Raw genomic sequence first — 20399 nt, 5'->3', positions numbered from 1 at the left:
TGCTTCGACCATGCCGGTGCGACCTGCCGATCTATATGCCGTGCCTATGCGAAAGGCTCCCCGGACCTCTCGAAATCCTACGTCTGCCTTTGCATGTTCGCTTGTCCGGTGCGCGCTTCGCGCCGACATTGGGAAGACGAACATGACGCATTTCTACACGCACCATGACCGGCGGTACGGTTCGGCCGGCGGCTTTTCCATCCGCCGCGCGGTACGCCGCCTGCGGACCGCACTGAAGACAATCCATCGCGCGATCGCCGCCGCAAAGATCCGGCGGCTGCGCAACGAACTGCGGCTGCACGCCGCAACGCGTGCGAAGTGGGCGCGCCCGCGCCAGCCCGACCCGGAAGCGCATGGCGACCGGTTTCCGCAGCCGCCGCTGCATCTCGGCGAGAAATGGGATTTCTGACATGCGACAACCTTCGTCAATGCCGTTCATGGTGTTGCTGTTGCGCGCGCTAACACGTCTGCTGACTTTGCTCGGCAACGAGCCGGTCAGGGCCTATCGTCCGGAAGCCCACTACATGCGCGGTCCGGGACCGGCGTGGCGGGCCAAGCATGGCGAGGGTTGACCAGGTTTTCGTCGCAAAGGCGGGCAATGGCGGCCTCGACCAAGGGCTTGGCCGCTTCGCTCAATGGCACAAGCGGCAGACGCGTATCGGGCGTCATCAGGCCAAGCCGCGCGAGCGCATATTTCAGCGCGGCCGGATGATCGGCAGCCAGTAGTTCAGCGATCGGCGACAGCCGGCTGGACAATAGTCGTGCCGACTGCAGCCGTCCCTCACTGAGGCTCGCATGGATCGCCCGGCACAGCCCTGGAATTACATTTGCTACGGCGGACATGCAGCCATGGCCGCCAGCCATCAAATAGGCCGGCGCCGTGGCGTCATCGCCGGTTAGCAGGCGGAAGTGCGGCGGTAACCGCTGCTGCAGGCGCAACGGGCGTGCGACATTGCCGGCGCCATCCAGTAACCCGACGAATTGCGCGGACCCGGCCAACCGCTCCAGCGTCGTGTCGGACAACCCGCGGACAGTCCGTGCAGGAATGTCGTGAAGGATCACCGGGAGAGTGGTCGAGGCGGCGATTGCGCGGAAGTGCGCGATCATCCCTTCCTGCGTCGGCTTGTTGTAATAGGGCACGACCGACAGTACTGCGTCGGCGCCGGCGCGTTCGGCCTGCCGCGTCAACTCGGTCGCGCGGTCGGTCGAATTGGATCCGGCGCCCGCAATGATGCGGGCACGGCCTTGCACGGTCTCGACGGCGCAGCGAACGAGCCGAAACTTTTCCGCCGCACTCAGCGTCGATGCCTCACCGGCGGTCTCGCCGACAATGATGGCGGCGGCACCGGCATCGATCGGGCGTGCGCACAGCGCAGCGAAAGCGTCGAGATCGAGTTCGCCATCTCCGTCGAACGGGGTCGGAAGGTCGGCTATATAGCCGGTAAGCCAGCTTGCCGGGGTTGCCAAGGCGGGCATCGCGGTTCAGGAAGTGCGGCCGAACGCGGTGCGGCCGCCGGCGGCGGATCGATCGGCGGGGCTGCGGCCGTCATGCATATTGAGTTCGATCTCGCGCGACAATTCGATGACGGTCTCCGGGTGATGCCCGTTCTCGAACAGCGCGTATTTCAGCGCCTGGGCGCGATTGACGAACAGGCCGCCGTAAAGCCCATTCTGCTCCTGGGCGACCCACTGGCCGCGCCGGTTTCTGCCAATGAACACGATGGTTGACGCAGCGCTGTACGATGGAGGTTCGAGAAGTTTCACGTTGGTATTCCCTCACAAGGCGGGTTGGTGCCCGCAATATTCCTGCGGATGGATATGAATTCGAGCGAGTTGCGCCAGCGATCGGTAGCTCTGTGTCAGGCGAAATTGTCGCTGTATACCGGCTCATAGAAGGTGTCGGCGCGCCGCGGCGCGCTCGGCACGCTGGGCCGGGCCGCAGGCGCACCGATGCGCCGAGCTTCGACGAACGCGCTCAGGATCGCCAGCGCCAGATCGGCGTGGCGAGCCTCGATCGATTGATCCAGCCAGTCCGGCAGTTCGCGCTGCCGCGACAGCGCGCAGTACCATTCGCCGTCGTCATAGGCGAGGCGGCGGACCTGCCATTGCGGTAGTTCCAATTCGATCAGCGCCAGCGCCGCGTCGGTCCAGGCGCCCGACTGGATCAACCGCTCGATGCGGTCGGCTTTGGCGCTCTGCCCGAGTGAGGGGAAGCGCCGGCAGGTCTGACGAACGATATCGGACATGAACTCGGCCGTGACCGCACAGGCTTCCCGGAGCCTGTCGCCCAGGTCGGCGGAGGGGTTTTCTAAAAGCAGTGACATGGCGTCACCTCGTATCGATCGCGGCTGGGAACATTGGCCGCACGGCCAAGATGGCCAGATCGCCATTCGAAAGCGAGGTGAGGCAAGGGGTAGAAAAATAGAGATTTCATAAGCGTGCGTTTCTGGAAGCGATGCCGATGCGCGGAAGACCGCGATTCGATCTCGGGCCAAGCTGGAAGTGCGGATAAACTTCGAGGCGGCGCAAAATCGGCTCTTTATGAGATTCCTATAACGTTCCTGTCTGCCCCGTCTCGAAAACCTATGCGCTTGGTGGCACCTCAGTCCGGTAAACGCGGATAGCCGCACCTTCGGCCCGCGGTTCACGACGCACAGGAACATCCCATGCTGGACATTGTCATGCTGGCGCTCGCTTTCGGCTTCTTCGTGGCCGGCATTGGCTACGCCTATGCCTGCGAACGGCTGTAACGGAGCAGAGCCATGATCTTCGATTATTCACTCGCCGGACTCGTCTCGCTCGGCCTGCTGTTTTATCTGACTTACGCGCTGCTGCGGCCCGAGCGTTTCTGAGTGCGCCATGATTACGCTGGTCGAAGTCGTGCTGGCGTTTGTCATCACCTCGGCGCTGCTGATCGCGCTCATTCACCTGCCGCTGCCTACAAGAAAATTCTGAAGGATTCCCGACAATGACCGTCATCGGCTGGATTCAAATTCTTTTGTACTGCGCAATTGTCGTCGCGCTGGTCAAGCCGCTCGGCTGGTACATGACCCGCGTCTTCAACGGCGAGTCCACCTTTCTGTCCCCGGCGCTGCGCCCGGTCGAGCGCGGGCTGTACTGGATCGGCGGCGTCGACGAAAATCGCGAACAGCATTGGCTGACTTATACGGTCGCCATGCTGCTGTTTCATGTCGGCGGCTTCGTCATCATTTATGGGCTGATGCGGCTGCAGCCGCTGTTGCCGTTCAATCCGGCGGATCAATCTGCCGTCGCCCCGGACCTGTCCTTCAACACGGCGATCTCCTTCATCACCAACACCAACTGGCAGAACTACGGGGGCGAGAGCACGCTGTCGTATCTGGTGCAGATGCTCGGCCTGACGCACCAGAATTTCCTGTCGGCGGCGACCGGCATTGCGCTGGCAGTGGCGCTGATCCGCGGCTTCTCCCGCTCCTCGATGCGCACCATCGGCAATTTCTGGGTCGATGTGACGCGCTGCACCCTCTATGTCCTGCTGCCGATCTGCATCGTCTACGCGCTGTTCCTGGTCTGGCAGGGCATGCCGCAGACGCTCGGCGCTTATGTCCAAGCCACGACGCTGGAGGGCGCCAAGCAGACTATCGCGGTCGGGCCCGTCGCCTCGCAGGTCGCGATCAAGATGCTCGGCACCAATGGCGGCGGCTTCTTCAACGCCAACGCCGCGCACCCCTTCGAAAACCCTACCGCGCTGTCGAACTTCGTGCAGATGATCTCGATCTTCTCGCTCGGCGCGGCGCTGACCAACGTGTTCGGCCGCATGGTCGGCAACCAGCGCCAGGGCTGGGCGATCCTCGCCGTGATGGGCGTGCTGTTTCTTGCGGGCGTTGCCGTCACCTATTGGGCCGAAGCCAACGGCACCTCGACGCTCACCGCGCTTGGCCTCTCCGGCGGCAACATGGAGGGCAAGGAAGTCCGCTTCGGCATCGTTGCCTCCTCGCTCTTTGCGGTCATCACCACGGCGGCCTCGTGCGGCGCAGTCAACGCCATGCATGACAGCTTCACCGCGCTCGGCGGGATGATCCCGCTGATCAACATGCAGCTCGGCGAGATCATCGTCGGCGGCGTCGGTGCCGGGCTTTACGGCATGCTGCTGTTCGTCGTGCTGGCGATCTTCGTCGCCGGCCTGATGGTCGGCCGCACGCCCGAATATGTCGGCAAGAAGATCGAAGCGCGCGAAGTCAAGATGGCGATGCTTGCCATTCTGGTCCTGCCGCTGATGTATCTCGGCTGGACCGCAGTCGCCGTGGTGCTGCCGTCGGCGGTGGCGTCGATGGCCAATGCCGGGCCGCATGGGTTCACCGAGGTGCTGTATGCCTTCACGTCCGCGACCGGCAATAACGGCTCGGCCTTCGGCGGCCTGACAGGCAACACCTTCTTCTACAACCTGACGCTCGCCAGTTCGATGTTCGTCGGCCGCTTTTTCATGATCGTGCCGGCGATGGCGCTGGCAGGCTCGCTTGCCGCCAAGAAGTCGATCCCGCCGTCGGCCGGTACGCTGCCGACCACCGGCGGCCTGTTCGTCGGGCTTGTCGTCGGCGTGATCCTGATCATCGGCGGTCTCACCTTCTTCCCGGCGCTGGCGCTCGGGCCGATCGTCGAGCACCTCGCAATGAATGCCAACACCCTGTTCTGAGCGGCGCCTTTGGAGTCTACGGCTATGGAAACCATGAAACTGCAGAAAAAAGTGACGGCGTCGGCCATGCGCGATCCCAAGATCGTCGTGCCCGCGATCCGCGCGGCATTTGCAAAACTCGATCCGCGGCTGATGATCAAGAATCCCGTGATGTTCGTGGTCGAGATCGTCGCAGCCCTCACCACCGTGATCTTCCTGCGCAATGTGGTGGCGGGCGGCGAGGGTCTCGCCTTCACCTTCCAGATCATCCTGTGGCTGTGGTTCACGGTGCTGTTCGCCAACTTCGCCGAAGCGGTTGCGGAAGGACGTGGCAAGGCGCAGGCCGAGTCGCTGAAGAAGACCCGCACCGAGAGCAAGGCGAAGCTGCTGGAAGGCCCCGACAAGTCCTATCGGCTGGTGTCCGGCACCAGCCTCAAGGTAGGCGATATCGTCCTGGTCGAGGCGGGCGACAACATCCCTTCCGACGGCGAGGTGATCGAAGGCGTGGCTTCCGTGAACGAGGCGGCCATCACCGGCGAATCCGCGCCCGTGATCCGCGAATCCGGCGGCGACCGCTCGGCGGTGACCGGCGGCACGCAGGTGCTGTCCGACTGGATCCGCGTCCGCATCACGGCGGCGCAAGGTTCGACGTTCATTGACCGCATGATCAAGCTGGTGGAGGGCGCCGAGCGGCAGAAGACGCCGAACGAGATCGCGCTCAATATCCTGCTTGCGGGCTTAACCATCATCTTCGTGTTTGCCACCGTGACGATCCCGAGCTATGCGGCCTATGCCGGCGGCTCGATTTCGGTCGTCGTGCTGGTGGCGCTGTTCGTCACGCTGATCCCGACCACCATCGGCGCGCTGCTGTCGGCGATCGGCATTGCCGGCATGGACCGCCTGGTGCGTTTCAACGTGCTGGCGATGTCCGGCCGCGCGGTCGAGGCGGCGGGCGATGTCGATACGCTGTTGCTGGACAAGACCGGCACCATCACGCTCGGCAACCGTCAGGCAACGGAATTCCGCCCCGTGCGCGGCGTCACCGAGCAGGAACTGGCGGACGCGGCACAGCTCGCGTCACTTGCCGACGAGACGCCGGAAGGCCGCTCGATTGTCGTGCTGGCAAAGGAGAAATACGGCATCCGTGGCCGCGACATGAAAGAGCTCAACGCCACCTTCATTCCCTTCACCGCGCAAACGCGCATGAGCGGCATCGATGCCGGGACATCCTCCGTCCGCAAGGGCGCCGTGGATGCGATCCTGAATTACGTCGTTGGCGGCGGCGCGGTGCGCGTGGTCGCTGCTGGAAATGCGGCGCGCGCTTTGCAGTCGGGCGCCATCTCGGAGGCAGCGCGCGAGATCCGGACGATTTCCGATGAGATCGCCAAAGCCGGCGGCACGCCGCTGGCGGTCGCGCGCGACGGTAAATTGCTCGGCGTCGTGCACCTGAAGGACATCGTCAAGGGCGGCATTCGCGAACGCTTTGCCGAACTGCGCCGGATGGGCATCCGCACCGTGATGATCACGGGCGACAACCCGATGACGGCAGCTGCCATCGCCGCCGAGGCCGGGGTCGACGACTTTCTCGCCCAGGCAACACCGGAAGACAAGCTGAAGCTGATCCGCGACGAGCAGGCCAAGGGCAAGCTGGTTGCGATGTGCGGCGACGGCACCAACGACGCGCCCGCGTTGGCGCAGGCCGACGTCGGCGTCGCTATGAACACCGGCACGCAAGCCGCGCGGGAAGCCGGCAACATGGTCGATCTCGATTCCAATCCCACCAAGCTGATCGAGGTGGTCGAGATCGGCAAGCAACTCTTGATGACGCGTGGCGCGCTGACGACGTTTTCGATCGCCAACGACGTCGCAAAGTATTTCGCCATCATCCCGGCGATGTTCCTGGCGTTCTACCCGCAGCTCGAAGTGCTCAACATCATGCATCTCGCCAGCCCGCAAAGCGCCATTCTGTCGGCGATCATCTTCAATGCGCTTATTATCATCGCGCTGATCCCGCTGGCGCTGAAAGGCGTGGCGTACCGCGCCGTCGGCGCCGGGGCGCTGCTGCGCCGTAACCTGCTGATCTACGGTCTCGGCGGCATCATCGTTCCCTTCATCGGCATCAAGGTCATCGACCTGGTGGTGGCTGCCTTGCACCTGGCTTAACCGTCATTGCGAGCGAAGCGATACACCTACGGAGAACCACAATGCTCAGAGAAATCCGTCCCGCTATCCTCATCCTGCTCCTGCTCACGGCCATCACGGGCGTCGCCTATCCCCTCGCCATGACCGCCATCGCCGGTGCGATCTTTCCGAAGCAGGCGCAAGGCAGCCTGATCGAGAAGGACGGCAAGGTCATCGGCTCTGCGCTGATCGGGCAGGAGTTCAAGACCGATAAATATTTCCACGGTCGCCCGTCCGCCACCACGGCCCCGGACCCGGCCGATTCCACCAAGACGGTCTCCGCTCCCTACAACGCCGCCAATTCCGGAGGCTCCAACCTCGGCCCGACCAGCAAGGCGCTGGCCGACCGGATCAAGGAAGACGTCGAGAAGTTGAAGGCCGAAAATCCGTCCGCCGTCGTGCCGGTCGATCTCGTCACGACGTCCGGCAGCGGGCTCGACCCTGATATCTCGCCGGAAGGCGCGCTGTTCCAGGTCCCCCGGGTGGCAAAGGCCCGTAACCTGCCGGAAGCCCGCGTCCGCGATCTGGTCGTGGAGCATACGCAGGGCCGCATGGCTGGATTGCTCGGCGAGCCCCACGTTAACGTACTGGCGTTGAATCTGGCATTGGACGAGGCCTCAAAATGAGACCGACTAGGCCGGCCCGGGCGTGAGGACTATATTGCCGCATGGTCCAAACCCGCCGCGACCCTGAACAGCGTCCTTCGCCGGAAGCCCTCCTGGAGGCGGCCCGGCGCGAGGATAGTCGCGCGGGACGGCTCAAGATCTTCGTCGGCGCCGCTCCCGGCGTCGGCAAGACCTACGAAATGCTGCAGAGCGCCCATGCCAGGAAGAAGGCTGGCGCCGATGTCGTCGTTGGCGTGGTCGAGACCCATGGCCGGGCGGAAACGGAGGCGCTTCTGAACGGCCTCGAGGTGCTGCCGCGCAGGCGGCTCGCCTACAAGGAGCAGACGCTCGAGGAGATGGACCTCGACGCGTTGATTGCGCGGCGGCCGCAAATTGCGCTGGTCGACGAACTCGCCCATACCAACGCCCCGGGCAGCCGTCATCCCAAGCGCTATCTCGACGTCGAGGAGTTGCTGTCCCACGGCATCGACGTCTATACCGCCGTCAACATCCAGCACATCGAAAGCCTCAACGATGTCGTCGCGCAGATCACGCATGTACGGGTGCGCGAGACCGTGCCGGACAAGGTTTTCGACCGCGCCGACGCCATCGAACTGATCGACCTGACGCCCGACGATTTGATCCAGCGGCTGAAGGAGGGCAAGGTCTATGTCCCCAAGCAGGCCGAGCGCGCGCTGGAGCATTATTTCTCGCCGGGCAACCTGACCGCGCTGCGCGAACTGGCGCTGCGGCGCACCGCCGAGCGGGTCGACGAACAGTTGCTCACCCATATGCAGGCCAACGCGATCGACGGACCGTGGGCCGCCGGCGAGCGCATCCTGGTCTGCGTCAGCGAGGACCCGCGCGCGGCAGGGCTGGTGCGCTACACCAAGCGGCTGGCCGATCGGTTGCACGCGCAATGGACGGCGATCAGCATCGAGACGCGGCGCAGCCTGCAACTGACCGACGAGCAACGCGACCGGCTGGCCGACACCATGCGGCTGGCGGAAGCGCTCGGCGGCGAGGCGCTGACCATTCCCGGTGTCGGCCGCCGCATCGCCGACGATGTCATCCATTTCGCGCATGCCAACAACGTCACGCAGATCATCATCGGCAAGTCGACGCGCTCGTGGTGGTTCGAGTTGACGCGCGGTTCTGTCGTGCACGATCTGGTGCGGCGCGCCGGCAATATCAGCGTCCACGTCATAGCGGGCGACGAAGAGGGGGTGGCAAAGCCGGCGGTGCAGACCGCGGCGCGGCAGGAAGCTTTCAATCCGCGGCCTTACCTGATGGCGCTGCTGTTCGTCGCGATCGGTCTCGGTGCTGCAGAACTGATCCATCCGCTGTTCGGTATCGAGAACGTCGATCTGGTATTTCTCACCGCCGTGGTCAGCGTTGCCGCGCGGTTCGGCCTGTGGCCATCGCTGCTGGCAAGCGTCGCGGCATCGCTATGCTACAATTTCTTCTTCATGCCGCCGGTCTATACCTTCACCATTGCCGACCCGACCAATATTGCGGCCTTTTTCCTCTTCATGTTGGTTGCGGTGTTGGTTTCCAATGTCGCGGCGAGGGTACGCTCGCAGGCCGATACGGCGATCGGCCGGGTGCGTACCACCGAATTGCTCTACGCCTTCAGCCGCAAGCTGGCGGGCACTGCCACGCTGGATGACGTGCTGTGGGCGACCGCCTATCAGACTGCGTTGATGCTGAAAGTGCGGGTGGTGTTGCTGTTGCCGGAGGAGGGCATGCTCACCGTCAAGTCGGGCTATCCGCCGGAAGACCAGCTCGACCAGGCCGATCTCGCCGCCGCCAACTGGGCGTGGAGCAACGACCGTCCGGCGGGGCGCGGCTCGGACACGCTGCCGGGGGCAAAACGGCTGTTCCTGCCGATGCGAACCGGGCGCGGCGCGATCGGCGTCATCGGCATCGACGACGACCGGACGGGTCCCTTGCTGACGCCGGATCAGCGCCGCCTGCTGGATGCGCTGGTCGACCAGGGTGCGCTCGCGATCGAGCGGGTGTTGCTGGTCGAGGACATGGACCGGGTCAAGCGCACGGTGGAATCCGACCGGCTGCGCGGCGCGCTCCTGACCTCGATCTCGCATGACCTGAAGACGCCGCTGGCCTCGGTGCTCGGCGCCGCCAGTACCCTGCGCGATCTCGGCGCCGGCCTCAACGACGCCCAGAAAAACGAACTGCTCGCCACCATGATCGACGAATCCGAGCGGCTCAACCGCTTCATCGCCAACCTGCTCGACATGACCAAGCTCGAATCCGGCGCGGTCGTTCCCAACACCGCGCGGCACGATATCGGCGAGATCGTCGGCAGCGCCTTAAGCCGTGCCGGCAAGATCCTCGTGCATCACAAGGTGTCGCTGGAGCTCAGCCCCAATCTGCCGATGCTGGAGCTCGATGCCGTGCTGTTCGAACAGGTGCTGTTCAACCTGCTCGACAATGCCGCCAAATACGCGCCACCCGGCACCACGATTTCGATCCGGGGAGCGCGCGATCAGGGAAGGGTTATGCTGCAGATCCTCGACGAGGGCAGCGGCATCCCGCCGGAAGAGCTGGAGAGCGTGTTCGACAAGTTCTATCGTGCGCAGAAGGGCGACCATGTCCGTCCGGGAACGGGTCTTGGCCTGGCGATCTCCCGTGGCTTTGTCGAGGCCATGCACGGCACGATCTCGGCCGCCAACCGCGCCGATCGCCGCGGCGCGGCAATAACCATTCGGCTGCCGATACCGGTCACAAGTAACGCCCTGGATACCGCCGCATGAACGCCGCAGCGATCAAGGTTCTGGTCATCGACGACGAGCCGCCGATCCGCAAGCTGTTGCGGATGGGGCTGAGCACGCAAGGCTACGACATCCTGGAAGCCTCCAACGGCAAGATCGCGCTGGAGAAGCTGGCCGAGGGGCCGGCGCTGATTATCCTCGATCTGGGCCTGCCCGATATCCAGGGACATGACCTGCTGCGCATGATCCGCGGCCGCAACGAGAGCGTGCCGATCGTGGTGCTGTCGAGCCGTGGCGACGAGGCCGGCAAGGTGCAGGCGCTCGACCTCGGCGCCGATGATTACCTGACAAAGCCGTTCGGCATGGATGAACTGCTGGCACGGATGCGCGCGGCCTTGCGGCACCAGTTGCAGGTGCAGGGCGAGCGGCCGGTGTTTCGCGCCGGCGATCTCTCCGTCGATCTGGTCCGCCGCATCGTCAAGACCGGCGAGCGCGAGGTGAAACTCTCGCCGAAGGAATACGATCTGCTGCGCGTGCTGGTGCAACACGCCGGCAAGGTGCTGACCCATCGCTTCCTGCTCAAGGAGCTCTGGGACGAACTAACGGACGCGCAATATCTGCGCGTCTATGTCCGCCAACTCCGCCAGAAGATCGAGGCCGATCCGGAGCGTCCGCAATTCGTGCTGACCGAGACCGGCATCGGCTACCGGTTGCGCGCGCCGGATTAGCAGCGTCGGTTGCTAAGCGATCAGCATCGCTTCGCGCCGGGATCGGCGGGTGCTAGAACCACGGCTCCTCGTAGGCGGGTTTGCCATCGATCAGGAGTCGCTTGATGGCGGCGCGCCCTGACGGCAGGACTGCCGCAACCACCGTCAACTTGCTCTGATTGCGGAGCTGTTCGAGCTTGAGGCCCTCACCTTCGGGCACGAAATAGCTTTCGAGATTGTAGTGAATCCGCAGCTTGTCGCAGAAGAAGCGCCCAGCTGAACCGCAGGTGGCGCCGTAGGCGACGCGGCCGCGGATCAGCACTTCGGGACTTGTAACTGCTACGGGTTCGGCATGTACCGAGACGGCCTCGTAGAGCCCGTCGCGATTGGGCGCGAGTTTGACGAACACCATCGGGTTGCGCGCACCCGCAGGCTGGTCCAGAAGCGAGCCTGCCGGTAATAGCGAAATGTCGTAGCCGAGAACGACATAGTCGCCGCGCAGCAGATCGCGCGGATCGACGGGACGGGTCTGCAGGGTTATTTCCGTGCCTTCGCGCAAAATCTGGGTGCGATCGATGATCATCACGGTCAGGAGCGCGACCTGAACCAGGGCGGCAGCGCCGAACAGCGCGAGTTTCGGGATGCGCGCCCATAGTACGGCGAGAGATGCTGCAGAGGTCTCGATCATTCGCGGGTTCTCGGCAGCAAGCGATTCAGCACCAGAGCAAGCGCAACAGCGACAAGTCCAGCCGCGGCGAGGAACATTGAGCGGTGCAACAGCGAACCCTTCACCGTCCATGTGATTGCCGCGATGACGCCGGCGATCCCGAGCCAGCCGGCGACGATCCGCGGGCGTGCCGCATCAAGCATGCCGGACGCGACGAGGCAGAGCATGGCGCAGAGCGCCAGGGTGTATGCGCGCCATGGCTCCCCGGCGTGCGGCGGCGTCCATACCGCTGATGCGAGAAGCACCAACCCAATCGCACTTGCGGCAAAGGCCGCGCCGGCCCGGCGCGTCGTCGCCGCTGCTCCAAAGGCGAAGATCACTCGTGCGATACCGCATGAAATCGCCCAAAGCGGGTGGCCGCCGGCATGGGCACGGAAAACCTCGTTGGCCGTTGCCGCCTCCAGAATGGCGACGCCGGCTAACGATAAAGCCCCATAGATCGACAGCACGGTTCCGGCGGAAGATGCCCTCTGCCATGGTGCTACGGCAAGCGCCAGTCCTGCACCGAACAGCAGGGCCGCGCCGTCGGCGAGAACGTACGGCGATAAGGGGGCGGCGAGAAGCGCTGTCGCGAACCACCAGGGAAGCGCGGCCAGCGCGACGAGGTGGGCCGCCACGCGCGAGTTCCAGGCGAGCGCAAGGACGGCGGCAATGAGCCAGATCACCACGAACGAAAGATGCGGGGCGTCATGAGTTTCATAGACGCGCATGTTGCTCCATATGCACGCAGCAACCAGCGCAACCGCGAGCGCGCCACGCGAGCCGGTAAGCGCCGCTGCCGCAAGCGCGCCCATCGCCCACAGCAGCATGCCGTCCGCAAAGTCTCCACCCAGATGATACATCTGGCCAACCAGGGCGATCGCGGCACCAAAGACGATCGCGCCTACGCTTGCGCAGAGGTCGGCGAGGACGGGCTGGCTCGCACGGGCAAACCAGGCGCCGAGGCCATGGGCACTGACGATGCCGGCAAGCAGCATTGCCAAACGCAACAGGCGTCCGAGTTCGGTCCAATGGGCCGCGACGAAAGCCAGAAACGCAGCTGCAATTAAAAGGCCGCCGACGATAGCTACCACCACGGCGATGTTGATGCCGGGAGAGAGCGGCGGAAGTGCAACACGGATCGCGGCGAAGGCTGCAGGCGTGATCACGCCATCTGTCTCCCATCGCGCAAGGTCAGCTTCGAGGCGCTGCCGATAGGCCCGGTCGAACATCATCGTTATTTGCCGGTTCTACACCGGCCGGCGTCAAGGCAGCGGGCTACGCCGAGGTGCGGCACCTCCAGCTTCAAGATCAAGTTCAGACGCCGCATTGATGATTCCTCAGTCGCCGGGCCAACCTAACACCGTTCCGGTTGCATTGGAACAGCGCGCCGCCCGTCCGCAAATGCGTGCTGAGGCGGACCGGCATCGGCTACCGGTTGCGCGCGCCGGATTGATTGGATCGCGAAGGTGGTCGCGTCCCCGGTCCATCGTGCGGGTCAGCGTGCCCAATACGCTGCAACCGCAAAGTGGTATGCTCAATTGGGGGATTTGATCCAGACTGAGCTCGCGCAGGAAACTCAGGCAGGAGGAAGCACGGCCATGGCTGAGAGCGTCATGTATCACGAAGGCAACCGGCAATTGCAGGATCAGTTCGACAGCCGCCGGATTTCGGACCGGCTGGAAGAGAAGCTGATGCGCAAGGAATTTTCGGCTGACGACAAGCAGTTCATCGAAGGCCTTCCTTACTTCTTCCTGGCGACGGCCGACGCCGAGGGGCGGCCCGATTGCTCGTTCAAGGGCGGGGCGCCGGGTTTTGTGCGCATCACCGGACCTTCCGAGATCGCATTTCCCGACTATGACGGAAACGGCATGTTCAAGAGTCTCGGCAACATCGTCGCCAATGCCGATGTCGGCCTGCTGTTTATCGCCATGCACGACAAGCCGCGGCGCCTGCGGGTCAACGGCAGCGCACACGTGAGTGACCGCGATCCGCTGCTTGCGGAGACCGTCGGCGCGCAGCTTATCGTTCGTGTCACCGCGCGGGCGATCTTTCCGAATTGTCCGCGCTATATTCCGACGATGAGTTCGATCGAACCGTCGATGTACGTACCCGCAGCCGGACAGGACGCGCCGGAGCCGGCGTGGAAGGGTTTTGCGGACTTCAAGGACTGCATTCATCCACGGCAGCCGACATTCAAGGGGTAGCAGCGGCGACCTAGATCGCCGCCATCTCACCTTTGCTCCAGGCTTCGCGCAGCTTGAACTTCTGGATCTTGCCTGATCCCGTCAGCGGGAACGCGTCCACGATAAACCAGTGCTTCGGCGTCTTGTGCGGGGCGAGCGAGGCGCGCATGTAGTCGATCAGCTCTTCCTTTTCGATTGTTACGCCGGGCGCCGGGCGGATGAAGGCAGCAACTTCTTCACCCCACTTCTCATGGGGAACGCCGATCACGGCGACTTCGCCGACCTTGGGATGCTTGAACAACAGCTCTTCCAGCTCGCGCGGATAGATGTTCTCGCCGCCACGAATGATCATGTCCTTCAGTCGGCCTTCCACCGTGCAGTAGCCGCGCGCGTCCATCGCGCAGAGATCGCCGGTGTGCAGCCAGCCGTCGGCATCGATCGCGGCCGATGTCGCATCGGGCATTTCGAAGTAACCGAGCATCACGTGGTAGCCGCGGGTGCAGAACTCGCCGATCGTGCCCACCGGAACGGTCTCGCCGGTGTTGGGGTCGATGATCTTGTTTTCCATATTGGGAAGCGGCAGGCCGATCGTGTTGGCCTTGTCCTCGACGCTGTCGGTGGTGCGGGTTTGCGCCGCGACCGGGGAGCATTCGGTCTGGCCGAAAACAATCGTGAAGGGCGCGCCGAGCTTTTCCTCCAATAGCCTCACCAGCGCGGCCGGCACCGTGGAGCCGCCCGAGCAGATTGCCTTGACCGATGACAGATCGGTCGCCGCGAATGTCGGGTGCTCCAGCATCGCGACCAGCATGGTGGGAACGCCGAGCATCGCGTTGCCGCGATAGGTCCCGAGCATTTCCAGCACCAACCCAGGTTCGAAAGCCTCGATCAGCACTTGGGTTGAGGCTTTCGATACCGCGCCGATCACGCAGCAGACGCAACCGCCGGTATGAAACAGCGGCATCGTGGTGACGAAGACGTCGCCGGGATCGACGCCCATCCGGTCGGCGGTGTCGGCGCCGTTGTTGAGAAGGCCGTGATGGCGGAGCAGGGCGCCCTTCGGAAAGCCCGTGGTGCCCGAGGTGTACTGGATCATGACGGGATCGTCGGGACTGACGGCCGGCAGTGTGACGCTCTCGTCGTCGCCTGCCGCGATGAACGCGTCCCAATCGTCGAAGCAGATGATCTCGCGCAGTTCGGGGCAGTTCGGCGCCACCGCCTGAACGGTCTCCAGCATCGGGTTGCCACGAAAACCGTTGACGACGAAGATACCGGCCGAGCGCGACTGCTTCAGCACATACTCCACCTCGCGCGCGCGAAAGGCCGGGTTCACGGTGACGAGGATCATGCCCGCCATGCCGGCGCCGAATTCGAGCATCACCCATTCCGGGAGGTTCTGTGCCCAGACGGCAATGCGCTCGCCCGGTTTGAAGCGCGACAGCAGCGCGCGGGCGGTGCGCTGGGCTTCGCGATAAAGCTGCGCGTAGGTCCATTGTCGCCGCAGTTTTGGATCAGGGACGCCCGCAATCAGGGCCAGGCGATCGGGCGCCGCCTCAGCCGCCTTGCGCAAGAGATCGCCGAACGTCATCTCCCGTACCGCAGGCGTCTTTGGGCCTGCGACGTGCGACTTCGTCAATGTCATCAAATCCTCCCCGGTCTGGGGACGGTGCTGTTCTTGCTGCCGGCGTTTCAGTCGTTCCCCCGACGGCCAAAATGCCTTCCGGCGCCGGTCAATGCAAGCGGACTATGACGTGCGAGGAACTTTGCATGCCACCGGTGATTACTTTTTTGCCAAACGGAGGATAGCCGGAGGAAAAGCGATGGCACGAAGATATTCGAAGACGGCGTCGACCGATGTCGGGCGCGCGATGAAGAAGCGCAAGGCAGGCACGCTGAAAAGCGGCCGCTCCGGCAGGACGGTCAAGAGCCGCAAACAGGCGATCGCGATCGGACTGTCGGAGGCGAGGGCCAAGGGCAAGAAGGTGCCGAAGAAAGCAGCCAAGAAGCGGAAGACGGCGAAGAAAACAGCGAAGAAGCGGAAGGCGAAGAAGTCGAAGCGGTAGCACCGTCATTGCCTGCGACAAACGCGAAGCGTTTGCGCAAGGTAGCGAAGCGACGAAGCAATCCAGAATCCCGGGCGGGACTCTGGATTGCTTCGCGGAGCCTGTCATCGGGCGCGCATTCGCGCGACCCGTTGGCTCGCAATGACGGCAATTGTCACCCCGCCTTGCGGTGCCTCGCCGTCGAACGGTGCGCTTTCTTTGCCGTCCGGCGTGACGGCGCCCGTCGTGCGGTCGAGCCATGCGCGCGCCGTTTCGCCGCCGACTTGCCCTTCAGGCTCGCCTCGAGTGCGTCCATCAGGTTGATGACGTTATCGGGCTTTTCCTCGCGCTCCGTGACCTTGATCGGCTTGCCGGAGGCTTTCCGCCGCACCAGCGCCTTCAGCGCGTCCTCGTATTCATCCCTGAACTTCGAGGGATCGAAATGCGCCGCCTTGGTGTGCAGGATGTGGCCCGCGAGTTCGATCATGTCCTTGGTGATCTTCGGGCTCTTGATGTGATCGAAGAAGTCGTCCTCGTCGCGCAGTTCGTAAGGATAGCGCAGCGTGGTGCCGAGCAGGCCCTTGCCGAGCGGCTCGATCGCCATGACGTGCTCGCGGTTGGTCAGCACGATGCGCGCCAGCGCGACCCGTTCCTCATCCTTCATGGCGTCGCGGATCACGGCGAAGGCGTCGACTGCGGCCTTGCCGTCGGGGGCGACGTAGTAGGGATGGTTGTAATAGCGCTTGTCGATTTCGTCCCGCGGCACGAAGCTGTCGATCTCGATGGTGTGATTGCTCTCGATCTGGACGGCCTCTAGTTCCTCCTTCTCGATCTCGACATACTGGCCCTTTTTCAGCTCATAGCCGCGGCCTTTCTGGTCGCTGTCCACTACATCGCCGGTCTCGGCATCGATCATCTGTTGCTTCAGCCGGTTGCCGGTCTCCTTGTTGATCATGTGAAAGCGGGTTTTCTCGACGGATGTCGAGGCCGGATACAGCACCACCGGACACGACACCAGGGACAGCTTTAGCGTGCCTTTCCAATAGGCGCGGGGGGCCATTGCAATCTCCGGCATAGTTGGGTTTGGGAACTTCAACGGTTAGTATGGGTTTTCGTTCCGGTATTGCAGCGGGGCGGTCTTGAAGCTTGAGGTTTGCCCGTGGCGTTGAAGAAACTCAGCACGTACCGGAAGAAGCGCGATTTCGGCAAGACCGCCGAGCCCTCCGGCGACGTCAAGGTCGCGCCGGCGAAGCAATGGCGATTCGTGATCCAGAAGCATGACGCAACCCGCCTGCATTACGATCTCCGGCTGGAGTTCGACGGCGTCTTCAAGTCCTGGGCAGTCACTAAGGGTCCGTCGCTTGATCCGCACGACAAGCGGCTGGCGGTCGAGGTCGAGGACCATCCGCTCGATTACGGCGATTTCGAAGGCACCATTCCGGACGACCAATATGGCGGCGGCACCGTCATGCTGTGGGATCGCGGCACCTGGGAATCCGATGATCCCGAGCGCGGCTTCAAGAAGGGCGACCTGAAATTCACTTTGCACGGCGACAAGCTGCATGGAAGCTGGGTTTTGGTGCGGATGAAGGGCGATCGCTACGGCGGCAAGCGCACCAACTGGCTCCTGATCAAGCACCGCGACGAATACGCCAGAGAAGGCGAGGCCAACGACATCCTCGAAAACGACCGGTCGGTCGCCTCGGGACGGGCGATGACGCAGATCGCGCAAGGCAAGGGCAGGGCGCCAAAGCCGTTCATGCTGGCCAAGGGCAAGACAAAGGCCGACGCAGTCTGGCACTCGAATAGAGGCGATGCCGCAGAGGCGCGTGCCAAGGGCAGGATCGCGGCACTTCGATCCAGTCCGGAAACGAAGATTCGCGCACCGGTGCAAAGCGCCAAGCCGAAGAAGGTTTCCGCGATGCCGGATTTCGTCGCGCCGCAGCTCTGCGCCTCCGTCGAGCGGCCGCCGAACGCGGACGGCTGGTGCCATGAAGTCAAGTTCGACGGCTACCGCGTGCAACTGCGGATCGAGGATGGCGACGTAGCGTTGTTGACCCGCAAGGGGCTGGACTGGACCGACAAGTTCGGCGCCATCGCGAAAGCAGCCAAGACGTTGCCCGATGCATTGATCGACGGCGAAATCGTCGCGCTGGACCACAACGGCGTGCCCAGCTTTTCGCCGCTGCAGGCAGCGATCGCCGACAACAAGACCGGTAACCTCATTTTCTTTGCGTTCGATCTCCTGTTTGCCAAAGGTGAGGATTTGCGCGCGCTGCCGCTGCGAGAACGCAAGGAACGCTTGAAGCGCCTGCTGGAGCGACGGAGCGGAAAGGAAAAGCTGATCCGCTACGTCGATCATTTCGAGGACCGCGGTGCTACCGTGCTGGAATCGGCAAAGAAACTGGAACTGGAAGGCATCGTCTCCAAGAAGCTGGATGCGCCCTACCGCTCGGGACGCACCGAGAGCTGGACCAAGGCCAAGATTCGCGGCGGGCAGGAGGTCGTGCTCGGTGGCTGGAAGACGACCAACGGCAAATTCCGTTCGCTGATGGCGGGCGTCTATCGCGGCGGTCATCTGGTGTTCGTCGGCCTCGTCGGCACCGGCTTCGGGCAGGACGTCGTTCGGCGCATCACGCCGGCGTTGAAGGCGGCGGCCTCGGACAAGAGCCCGTTCGGCGGCAAGGATGCGCCGAAGAAGACCCGCGACGTGCACTGGCTGAGGCCTGAATTGGTCGCCGAGGTCGAGTTCGCCGGCTGGACCGATGGCGGCAACATCAGGCAGGCCGCGTTCAAGGGGCTGCGGCAGGACAAGCCGGCGAAGGAGATACGCGCGGAGAGGCCTGCCATGACCCAAATTGCAAAGCCCGTAACGCGGTCCGCGAAATCATCGGCCAAATCCGCCGAGGTGATGGGTGTTACGATCTCAAAACCCGACAAGGCGCTGTGGCCCGACGGCGGCGACGGCGAGGCCGTCACCAAGCTCGACCTCGCGCAATATTTCGAGGCGGTCGGCGAATGGATGATCGTCCACCTCAAGGGCCGTCCGTGCTCGATTCTTCGCGCGCCCGACGGCATCAACGGCGAAAAATTCTTTCAGCGTCACGCTATGCAGGGCGGCTCCGATCTCCTGAAGCTTGCCAAGGTCGCGGGTGACCGCAAACCCTATTTGCAGATCGATCAGGTCGAGGGATTGGCGGCGGTGGCGCAGATCGGTGGGCTGGAGCTGCATCCCTGGAATTGCGCGCCCGATGATTACGACACGCCGGGGCGGCTGGTGTTCGATCTCGATCCCGCACCCAACGTTGAATTTTCGGAGGTGATCGAGGCTGCCAAGGATATGCGGCAGCGGCTGACGGCGGTCGGCCTTGAAAGCTTCTGCAAGACCACCGGCGGCAAGGGCATGCATATCGTGACGCCGCTGCTCCACGGCTCAAGGGACAAGGTTACCTGGAAGGAGGCCAAGGCGTTTGCGCAAGACGTTTGCCAGTGGATGGCGAACGATGACCCCGAGCGCTATCTGCTCAACATGTCGAAGAAGCTGCGCAAGGGAAAGATCTTCCTCGACTACCTCCGCAACGACCGGCTCTCGACCGCAGTCGCCGTGCTGTCGCCCCGCGCGCGCGACGGCGCCACCGTCTCGATGCCCTTGACCTGGCCGCAGGTGCGCGGCGATCTCGATCCGAAGAAATACACGGTTCGGTCAGTGCCGGCGTTGCTGGCGAAGACGAAAGCGTGGGACGGCTACGATGACGCAGCGGCGTCGATCAAGGCGGCGATGAAGAAGTTGGGTGGGAAGATGTAGAAGGATGGGCAAAGCCACCGGGTCGCGCGAATGCGCGCCCGATGACAGGCTCCGCGTGCCCATCATTTTTGACCGCGCAAGAAAAGGTGGGCACGGCTACGCCTTTGCCCACCTTACGATCTTCAACCCGCTCACAGCCGCCCGAGCAGCAACAGGATCAGCAAGATCACGATCACAAGGCCCAATCCGCCGCCACCGTAGTAGCCGGTCCCGTAGAATGGACCGCCGCCGACGCCGCTGAATCCGCCGAGCAGGGCGATGATGAGAATGATCAGAATGATGGTGCCGATGGACATAAAGCTCTCCTCAGCCCAAACGGGGCGCTTATGCTCTGCCCCTCACGTGGACCAACAACCGGCGCGTCATCTAAGTTCCGTTTTGCGCAGCGATAATGCGCGCGGCCCTTCTTTTCGAAGCGCGTGTGATTACATGCAGTTGGATAAGAGAGGGATTTTTGCCATGACCAAGCCGCTGGTGGTTTCGATCCCGCATAGCCTCGGACGCGAGGAAGCCATGCGCCGCCTGAAGACGGGGCTTTCGCGCGCCGCTTCCGGCGTGCCGGTGCTGAGCGTCGATGAGGAGCGATGGGAAGACAACCGCATGATCTTCCGCGTGCGCGCCCTCGGGCAGGCCGCCGCCGGCCATGTCGACGTCGCGGAAGATCATGTGCAGGTGGAAGTCGTGCTGCCATGGCTGTTGCAGCGCTTTGCCGAGGTGGCTCAGGCTGCGATCCAGAACCGCGGCAAGCTGTTGCTGACGAAGAAAAGCTGACGGCGCCATAGCG

The 20399-nt window shown here is 63.5% G+C and carries 19 protein-coding genes; 11 read left to right on the top strand and 8 right to left on the bottom strand.

Features of this window, described 5'->3' with window-relative positions:
* Positions 1 to 142 precede the first annotated feature (142 nt).
* Entirely contained in the window at positions 143 to 409 is a 267-nt protein-coding gene (locus C7G61_RS23875) for a hypothetical protein (protein ID WP_108519059.1), read from the top strand.
* A gap of 86 nt (positions 410 to 495) precedes the next feature.
* Here C7G61_RS23875 and dapA read toward each other — a convergent pair whose 3' ends face one another.
* From dapA to C7G61_RS23860, 3 genes are all read right to left on the bottom strand, one after another.
* Entirely contained in the window at positions 496 to 1476 is a 981-nt protein-coding gene (dapA, locus tag C7G61_RS23870; RefSeq protein WP_108519057.1) for a 4-hydroxy-tetrahydrodipicolinate synthase, read from the bottom strand.
* Between the two features lie 6 nt (positions 1477 to 1482).
* Complete coding sequence (locus C7G61_RS23865; protein ID WP_108519055.1) at positions 1483 to 1764, bottom strand: hypothetical protein; 282 nt, start codon at positions 1762 to 1764, stop codon at positions 1483 to 1485.
* Positions 1765 to 1859: 95 nt separating this feature from the next.
* The gene (locus C7G61_RS23860; protein ID WP_108519053.1) at positions 1860 to 2324 is read right to left on the bottom strand and encodes a hypothetical protein; all 465 of its coding nucleotides are present in this window, start codon (positions 2322 to 2324) and stop codon (positions 1860 to 1862) included.
* 438 nt (positions 2325 to 2762) lie between these two features.
* On the opposite strand from C7G61_RS23860, the gene C7G61_RS23855 reads away from it, so the two are divergent.
* From C7G61_RS23855 to C7G61_RS23830, 6 genes are all read left to right on the top strand, one after another.
* Positions 2763 to 2852, top strand: a complete 90-nt coding sequence (locus C7G61_RS23855; protein WP_016846764.1) for a K(+)-transporting ATPase subunit F — start codon at positions 2763 to 2765, stop codon at positions 2850 to 2852.
* 116 nt (positions 2853 to 2968) lie between these two features.
* Positions 2969 to 4672, top strand: coding sequence for a potassium-transporting ATPase subunit KdpA (kdpA, locus tag C7G61_RS23850; RefSeq protein WP_108519051.1), 1704 nt, complete (start codon positions 2969 to 2971; stop codon positions 4670 to 4672).
* Between the two features lie 24 nt (positions 4673 to 4696).
* Entirely contained in the window at positions 4697 to 6814 is a 2118-nt protein-coding gene (kdpB, locus tag C7G61_RS23845) for a potassium-transporting ATPase subunit KdpB (protein WP_108519049.1), read from the top strand.
* Between the two features lie 41 nt (positions 6815 to 6855).
* Complete coding sequence (locus C7G61_RS23840) at positions 6856 to 7458, top strand: K(+)-transporting ATPase subunit C (RefSeq protein ID WP_108519047.1); 603 nt, start codon at positions 6856 to 6858, stop codon at positions 7456 to 7458.
* Between the two features lie 41 nt (positions 7459 to 7499).
* Complete coding sequence (locus tag C7G61_RS23835; protein WP_108519045.1) at positions 7500 to 10214, top strand: sensor histidine kinase; 2715 nt, start codon at positions 7500 to 7502, stop codon at positions 10212 to 10214.
* Complete coding sequence (locus C7G61_RS23830; protein WP_108519043.1) at positions 10211 to 10900, top strand: response regulator; 690 nt, start codon at positions 10211 to 10213, stop codon at positions 10898 to 10900. The genes C7G61_RS23835 and C7G61_RS23830 overlap by 4 nt, the downstream gene beginning before the upstream one ends.
* Positions 10901 to 10952: 52 nt before the next feature.
* Here the strand turns inward: C7G61_RS23830 and C7G61_RS23825 are convergent, their stop codons facing one another.
* On the bottom strand, positions 10953 to 11567 hold the full coding sequence (locus tag C7G61_RS23825; protein ID WP_108519041.1) for a GDYXXLXY domain-containing protein: 615 nt from the start codon (positions 11565 to 11567) through the stop codon (positions 10953 to 10955).
* Positions 11564 to 12817: a DUF2157 domain-containing protein gene (locus tag C7G61_RS23820; RefSeq protein WP_108519180.1), complete on the bottom strand. Its 1254-nt coding sequence runs from the start codon at positions 12815 to 12817 to the stop codon at positions 11564 to 11566. Before C7G61_RS23820 ends, C7G61_RS23825 begins: the two co-directional genes overlap by 4 nt.
* 369 nt (positions 12818 to 13186) lie before the next feature.
* Between C7G61_RS23820 and C7G61_RS23815 the strand changes: the two genes are divergently transcribed.
* Entirely contained in the window at positions 13187 to 13792 is a 606-nt protein-coding gene (locus C7G61_RS23815; RefSeq protein WP_108519039.1) for a pyridoxamine 5'-phosphate oxidase family protein, read from the top strand.
* Between the two features lie 10 nt (positions 13793 to 13802).
* Here C7G61_RS23815 and C7G61_RS23810 read toward each other — a convergent pair whose 3' ends face one another.
* The gene (locus tag C7G61_RS23810; RefSeq protein WP_108519037.1) at positions 13803 to 15410 is read right to left on the bottom strand and encodes an AMP-binding protein; all 1608 of its coding nucleotides are present in this window, start codon (positions 15408 to 15410) and stop codon (positions 13803 to 13805) included.
* A gap of 178 nt (positions 15411 to 15588) precedes the next feature.
* Here C7G61_RS23810 and C7G61_RS23805 point away from each other — a divergent pair, with 178 nt between their 5' ends.
* On the top strand, positions 15589 to 15831 hold the full coding sequence (locus tag C7G61_RS23805) for a DUF6496 domain-containing protein (protein WP_108519035.1): 243 nt from the start codon (positions 15589 to 15591) through the stop codon (positions 15829 to 15831).
* A gap of 154 nt (positions 15832 to 15985) precedes the next feature.
* Here C7G61_RS23805 and ku read toward each other — a convergent pair whose 3' ends face one another.
* Positions 15986 to 16870, bottom strand: a complete 885-nt coding sequence (ku, locus tag C7G61_RS23800; protein ID WP_108519033.1) for a non-homologous end joining protein Ku — start codon at positions 16868 to 16870, stop codon at positions 15986 to 15988.
* Positions 16871 to 16969: 99 nt separating this feature from the next.
* Between ku and ligD the strand changes: the two genes are divergently transcribed.
* The gene (gene ligD / locus C7G61_RS23795; RefSeq protein ID WP_108519031.1) at positions 16970 to 19615 is read left to right on the top strand and encodes a DNA ligase D; all 2646 of its coding nucleotides are present in this window, start codon (positions 16970 to 16972) and stop codon (positions 19613 to 19615) included.
* Between the two features lie 131 nt (positions 19616 to 19746).
* Here the strand turns inward: ligD and C7G61_RS23790 are convergent, their stop codons facing one another.
* Entirely contained in the window at positions 19747 to 19911 is a 165-nt protein-coding gene (locus C7G61_RS23790; protein ID WP_108519029.1) for a DUF3309 family protein, read from the bottom strand.
* Between the two features lie 163 nt (positions 19912 to 20074).
* Here C7G61_RS23790 and C7G61_RS23785 point away from each other — a divergent pair, with 163 nt between their 5' ends.
* A complete protein-coding gene (locus C7G61_RS23785; protein ID WP_108519027.1) occupies positions 20075 to 20386 on the top strand; it encodes a polyhydroxyalkanoic acid system family protein in 312 nt (103 codons plus the stop codon).
* The last annotated feature ends 13 nt before the right edge of the window (positions 20387 to 20399 follow it).

This window comes from Bradyrhizobium algeriense, assembly GCF_003062295.1.
GTDB lineage: Bacteria > Pseudomonadota > Alphaproteobacteria > Rhizobiales > Xanthobacteraceae > Bradyrhizobium > Bradyrhizobium algeriense.
The sequence above is the reverse complement of the archived record's forward strand: the minus strand, read 5'-3'. Positions and strand labels throughout refer to the sequence as shown.